This is a genomic window from Cyanobacteriota bacterium (assembly GCA_025054735.1).
Taxonomy (GTDB): domain Bacteria; phylum Cyanobacteriota; class Cyanobacteriia; order SKYG9; family SKYG9; genus SKYG9.
In genome coordinates, this window is record JANWZG010000225.1 from 1 (window position 1) to 6,341 (window position 6,341).

Annotated in this window: 4 protein-coding genes and 1 CRISPR repeat array; of the genes, 1 reads left to right on the top strand and 3 read right to left on the bottom strand. The window is 52.5% G+C overall.

Annotated features, from left to right (window positions below; all coding sequences use genetic code 11):
* The first annotated feature begins 32 nt into the window (after positions 1–32).
* A CRISPR array of direct repeats spans positions 33–1,510; the repeat unit is 35 nt; unit sequence GTTTCCGTCCCCTTGCGGGGTGATGGTTATGAAAC.
* A gap of 490 nt (positions 1,511–2,000) precedes the next feature.
* Positions 2,001–3,026, top strand: coding sequence for a 2-hydroxyacid dehydrogenase (locus NZ772_11605; protein ID MCS6814191.1), 1,026 nt, complete (start codon positions 2,001–2,003; stop codon positions 3,024–3,026).
* 96 nt (positions 3,027–3,122) lie between these two features.
* Here NZ772_11605 and pflA read toward each other — a convergent pair whose 3' ends face one another.
* From pflA to pflB, 3 genes are all read right to left on the bottom strand, one after another.
* Positions 3,123–3,851, bottom strand: coding sequence for a pyruvate formate-lyase-activating protein (gene pflA, locus NZ772_11610; GenBank protein MCS6814192.1), 729 nt, complete (start codon positions 3,849–3,851; stop codon positions 3,123–3,125).
* Positions 3,844–4,182, bottom strand: coding sequence for a pentapeptide repeat-containing protein (locus tag NZ772_11615; protein MCS6814193.1), 339 nt, complete (start codon positions 4,180–4,182; stop codon positions 3,844–3,846). The genes pflA and NZ772_11615 overlap by 8 nt, the downstream gene beginning before the upstream one ends.
* Positions 4,183–4,257: 75 nt before the next feature.
* On the bottom strand, positions 4,258–6,341 hold a 2,084-nt coding region (gene pflB / locus NZ772_11620), incomplete at its 5' end, for a formate C-acetyltransferase (GenBank protein ID MCS6814194.1).

A 6,341-nucleotide genomic window follows, 5' to 3' on the forward strand; every position in this document is an offset into this window, starting at 1 on the left:
CCTACTGTTCCTCTTGGCATACAAGTAGTAATGTTTCCGTCCCCTTGCGGGGTGATGGTTATGAAACTTGTGAAGTAACTTTGAGTGAAGACCTGGTGTTAAGTTTCCGTCCCCTTGCGGGGTGATGGTTATGAAACTCAAGTGGTCTCTGGCAGACATAGGACTGAAACTTGTTTCCGTCCCCTTGCGGGGTGATGGTTATGAAACTTATACCTAAACCGGGATACAAATTTGTTATTGGTGAGTTTCCGTCCCCTTGCGGGGTGATGGTTATGAAACCTCACGTTTGTTCCAGCGACCGTCCAGGCTGATCTGTTTCCGTCCCCTTGCGGGGTGATGGTTATGAAACTTGTGTAATACCACTGCCTCCGCCACCACCACTTGCAGTGTGTTTCCGTCCCCTTGCGGGGTGATGGTTATGAAACGCTAGTAACTTAATAGCTGCTTGTCGATGCTCGGTTGTTTCCGTCCCCTTGCGGGGTGATGGTTATGAAACGTGGAATCGATTGCAGACCAGATCGTCAACAAGAAGATCAGTTTCCGTCCCCTTGCGGGGTGATGGTTATGAAACCAGAGAACGTCACAATTAACGGCTACTGCCACACCTGTTTCCGTCCCCTTGCGGGGTGATGGTTATGAAACTATCTCTGACTGTGCGCAATTGGCCGTAAGCCATTTGTTTCCGTCCCCTTGCGGGGTGATGGTTATGAAACGCAGGTGCGGCCTACCCTACCTTCCCACTGCTTGACTTCAGGTTTCCGTCCCCTTGCGGGGTGATGGTTATGAAACCTGCAGTGTTCTCGTAGATTGCGTACCGGGGAGTAATGTTTCCGTCCCCTTGCGGGGTGATGGTTATGAAACCCAAATAACTCTCGGGGAAAAGAAAACCTACTCCGGGTTTCCGTCCCCTTGCGGGGTGATGGTTATGAAACTCAATGGGGATGTACGCGTTATAAAAAACGCGAAAAAGTTTCCGTCCCCTTGCGGGGTGATGGTTATGAAACTCTAAGGGTACTTGGACGCAAAACAGCGCCAATGGTTTCCGTCCCCTTGCGGGGTGATGGTTATGAAACTATCTAACGCTGTGTCGCCTAACAGCAAGAAAGATAGTTTCCGTCCCCTTGCGGGGTGATGGTTATGAAACTGGATTCGTTGGCTCTATGCCAACGAATTACAGCATGCTAAGTTTCCGTCCCCTTGCGGGGTGATGGTTATGAAACAGCATTTTACGATGCAGCTAACGCTGAGCTACCAAAAATGTTTCCGTCCCCTTGCGGGGTGATGGTTATGAAACTGTAAACGGTTTTGTTGCTTCCTGACCAGTTTGTCCCCGGTTTCCGTCCCCTTGCGGGGTGATGGTTATGAAACTCTGCAGGTTTACGAACTGCAGATTCGAGCATTGCACGTTTCCGTCCCCTTGCGGGGTGATGGTTATGAAACTGAATAAAAAATTAGTACAATGCACCATAATAGGTGTTTCCGTCCCCTTGCGGGGTGATGGTTATGAAACCCTTCGCTTGGGAGGCATCTCCTGGCAAGGGTTACGGCGGTCAAATCTCCAGAGACGGTTTTCCACACCTGGTTTTGTACGGTCGAAAGTGGCTCTAGCGACTCGTGGTGAAGGTTGAAACTCGCTCTAGGAGCGGCACCTCCAGAGGTCAACGAAGTTATGCGGTTTTCAAGGATCGGGTGACCTGTGGAGATCATGGCTTTGAGTATACTGGGGATAGAGCAGAACAGCAATGTGTTTAATGTTAAATTATGTAAAGTTTAAGCGTCAAGGGCTGAGCTGCTACTATTCCAGATCAAAAAGGCACATCTGAGATGTCTGAGCTTCTCTCCCTGGCTCCCGGCTTGCAGGGTCAAGGGGTCAGAAAAACTCGCATGGGTTGTGTAGCTGGCTGCTGGAGCTATGATGCTAGCTGTGGTTGATTGCTAGTATCGTGTTGGGGGGAAAACCCTGCTACACTAAACCCGTAGACTGCTTAGGTCAATTGCCTATGGATGTTGCTGTGTTTAGTGCCAAGTCCTACGATCGGCAAATGCTTGCTGCGGTCAATGCTGAGCAGAGCTATGGTCACCAGTTGGTGTTTTTAGAGCCGAGTTTGAACCAGAGCACTGCACCCTTAGCTGCTGGGTTTCCGGCTGTTTGTCTCTTTGTGAATGATGCGGCAGATGCGGCTGCGCTGGATATTCTAGCTGCCAATGGCACTAAGCTCATTGCTTTGCGCTGCGCTGGGTTTAACAATGTAGACCTAAAGGCAGCAGCAGAGCTAGGAATGACCGTTGTCCGGGTGCCTGCCTATTCTCCCTATGCTGTGGCAGAGTTTGCCGTGGGCATGATTTTGACTCTCAACCGCAAGTTTCACAAGGCCTACAACCGGGTGCGAGAGGGCAACTTCTCTCTAGAGGGGTTGATGGGGTTTGAACTGCACGATCGCACAGTGGGCATTGTGGGCACAGGTAAAATCGGCATGATCTTCGCCAAGCTGATGCGGGGGTTTGGCTGTGTGGTGTTGGGCTACGATCGCTACCCCAATCCTCAGTTTGAAACCTTGGGTGCGGCTCGGTATGTGGATTTACCGGAATTACTCGCCAATTCTGACATCATCTCGCTGCACTGTCCCCTGACCCCAGAAACCTACCACCTGATTGATGCAGAGGCGATCGCCCAGATGAAACCAGGGGTGATGCTGATCAATACCAGTCGGGGTGCCCTGATTGATACTGAGGCTGTGATTGATGGCTTGAAATCTCGCCACATTGGTGCTTTAGGGCTGGATGTGTACGAACAGGAAGCAGACCTGTTTTTTGAGGATTTATCGAACACAATCATCCAAGATGATGTATTTGAACGGTTGCTGATGTTCCCCAATGTGCTAGCTACCGGACATCAGGCATTTTTCACCGAAGATGCCCTGACCAACATTGCCCAGACTACCCTGGCCAACATCACCGCGATCGAGCAGGGTCGGCCCTGTGCCAATGAGGTGCGAGCAGAGGAGTTGGTGGTTTCCAAGCCCTGATAGCGAGGGTAAGCAGCGACAGGATGGCTAGGAGAGTGATGGCATATGGTGGCAGGGTTGCATGTTAGGGTGAAGGGGGTTGATGAAATGACTTGCCTAGACAGCAACAAGGCCGCGATCAGCAAAGATTTGCTTGACAGCGGCTACCTGCTCAGGGGTAGGGGGTTGAGTATCGTGGAGGGTGTAGGGCAAGCCCAACTGCTCCCACTTGTATTCCCCCATCTTGTGAAAGGGCAGCACCTCTACCCGTTCTACATTGGGCAAGGTTGCTACAAAATCCGCTAGTCCAGTCACGTTGCTTTCTGGATCGGTTAACCCCGGCACTAACACAAACCGGATCCATGTGGGTTTGTGGATATCAGCAAGGTAGCGGGCAAAGGTCAAGGTTGGCTCTAGGGAAACGCTAGTCACCTGTCGATAGCGATCGGGGTCATAGGATTTAATATCCAACAGCACCAAATCTGTATGGGCTACCACTGGCTTAGCTGCTTCTAGCACTACATACCCAGAAGTATCCAAGGCTGTGTGCAACCCCATAGCCTGACACTGGCGCAAAATCTCTGCTACAAAGGTGGGCTGCATTAATGGCTCTCCACCGCTGATGGTGACTCCTCCGTGGCGCAAAAAACTCCGATACTTGCGAATTTCCGCCATGATTTCCTCAACGGTCACCTCGCGCCCCTCGTGGTAGTTGCGACAGTCGGGGTTATGGCAATACAAACAGCGGAGAGGGCACCCCTGGGTGAACACCACAAATCGGAGTCCTGGCCCATCAACGGTGCCACAGCTTTCTAAGGAATGGATGCGTCCAGTGATGTTAGGCATCTTGAGTCATGTCGTGGGCGGTGGGGTCAAAGCCTTCGGGAAAGCGAGTGTAGCTGTCAAAGTCAGCACGGGTAAACAGGGCACCATCAAGGGTAGCCCCACGGAGATTGGTGCTAAACAGAAGGCACCCCCGCAGGTCGGCTCCTGTTAGGTCTGAGGCTTCTAGGTCAGCAAAGCTAAGGTCACAGCCTCGCAGGTTCGCCCCCTGGAGGTTCACCCCCCGCAAATCGGCATAGCTTAGATCTTCTCCCGCTAGGTGGATATGAGCAAAATTGCGCTCTCCTGCTGCATAGCGATCGCGAATTTCTCTCTGGGTTGCCGATGTTGTCATGACCAATCTCCTTTTACTCACAGTTATGGAAACCGCCAGCCCCTCCTGGGGTAGAAGGGGCTGGAATGAAGTCACCTAGAAGCGTTCGTGGAAGGTGCGATTGAGGACATCCAGTTGCTGTTCGCGGGTCAACTTAATGAAATTGACTGCATAGCCCGATACCCGAATGGTTAGTTGCGGGTACAGTTCTGGGTGATCCATGGCATCTAACAAGGTATCTCGGTTGAGGACGTTGACGTTGAGATGGAAACCGCTGTCGTGCATGTAGCCATCTAGCAAGCTCACCAAGTTTTGCACACGATCGTCCTCTGTGCGTCCCAGTGCTGCTGGCACGATGGAAAAGGTGTTGGAAATGCCATCTTGGGCATCGGCATAGGGCAGTTTGGCAACCGAGGCTAGGGAGGCAATGGCTCCGTTGCTGTCCCGTCCGTGCATGGGGTTAGCGCCAGGCGCAAAGGGTTCACCGGCTCGCCGTCCATCGGGTGTGTTGCCCGTTTTCTTGCCATAGACCACGTTAGAGGTAATGGTGAGAATGGACTGGGTTGGCACGGCATCACGATAGGTCTTGTGTTTACGCAGTTCCGCCATGAAAGTACGGACTAGTTGCACTGCAATTTGGTCAACCCGATCGTCGTTGTTGCCATATTTGGGGAAGTCACCATCGATCACGTAGTCTACAGCGAGGCCGCGATCGTCCCGCACTATACGCACACGGGCATACTTGACTGCCGAGAGGGCATCGGCCACGACTGACAGCCCAGCCATGCCAAAGGCCATGGTGCGCAGAATGTCTCGATCGTGCAGGGCCATCTCAATCCGCTCGTAACAGTACTTGTCATGCATGTAGTGGATGATGTTCATAGTGTTGACGTAGGTTTTCGCCAACCAAGCCATCATCTGCTGGAAGCGGGGCCACAACTCGTCATAGTCCAGCACATCACCGACGATCGGTGCATAGGCAGGAGCCACCTGCTCGCCTGATTTTTCATCTCGACCACCGTTGATGGCGTAGAGCAGGCACTTCGCCAAGTTCACCCGCGCCCCAAAGAATTGCATCTGCTTACCAATGCGCATGGCTGAAACACAGCAAGCGATGCCGTAGTCATCACCCCAGTAAGCCCGCATGAGGTCATCGTTTTCGTACTGAATGGAGCTAGTAGCGATGGAAACCTTTGCACAGTAGCGTTTGAAGTTATCGGGCAACTGTTCTGACCAGAGCACAGTCAGGTTAGGTTCTGGGGCAGGGCCAAGGTTGATCAGGGTGTGAAGCATCCGGAAGCTGGTGCGGGTAACTAACGGACGACCATCCAGGCCCATACCGCCAATGCATTCTGTTACCCAGGTAGGGTCTCCACTGAATAGCTCGTTGTAGTCTGGGGTGCGCAGGAACCGCACCATCCGCAGTTTCATGACGAAATGATCAATTAGTTCCTGGGCTTCTGCTTCAGTCAGTAACCCCCGTTGCAAGTCCCGTTCAATGAAAATATCCAAGAAGGTCGAAACCCGTCCTAGGGACATAGCCGCACCATTTTGCTCCTTAACAGCCGCCAGATAGCCAAAGTAAACCCACTGCACGGCTTCTTTAGCGGTGGTTGCCGGAACGCTGATGTCATAACCGTAGCTGGCTGCCATGGCTTTTAGCTCACCCAAGGCCTTAATCTGCTCAGACAGCTCTTCTCGCAGGCGAATGGTGGCTTCATCCATCACATCTACATCTAAGGCGGCTTGGTCAGCCTGTTTTTCGGCGATTAGGCGATCGACCCCGTATAGGGCTACCCGCCGATAGTCTCCGATAATCCGTCCCCGTCCGTAGGCATCTGGCAAGCCTGTGATGATCCCCGATCGCCGACACCGCCGCATTTCCTCTGTGTAGGCATCAAACACACCGTCGTTGTGGGTTTTGCGGTATTTGGTAAAGGTTTCCTTGGTTTGAGGATCTAACTCGTAGCCGTAGGCTTTGAGGGCACCTTCCACCACCCGAATGCCACCAAAGGGCATAATGGCCCGCTTCAGGGGTTTATCGGTTTGTAAACCGACGATCTGCTCTAGGGCTTGGTCAATATAGCCGGGAGCATGGCTAGTAATCCCAGAGGGCACGCGGGTGTCAGCATCCAATACACCTCGCTCCCGCTCCGCTGCCATCAAATCTCGTACCCTTG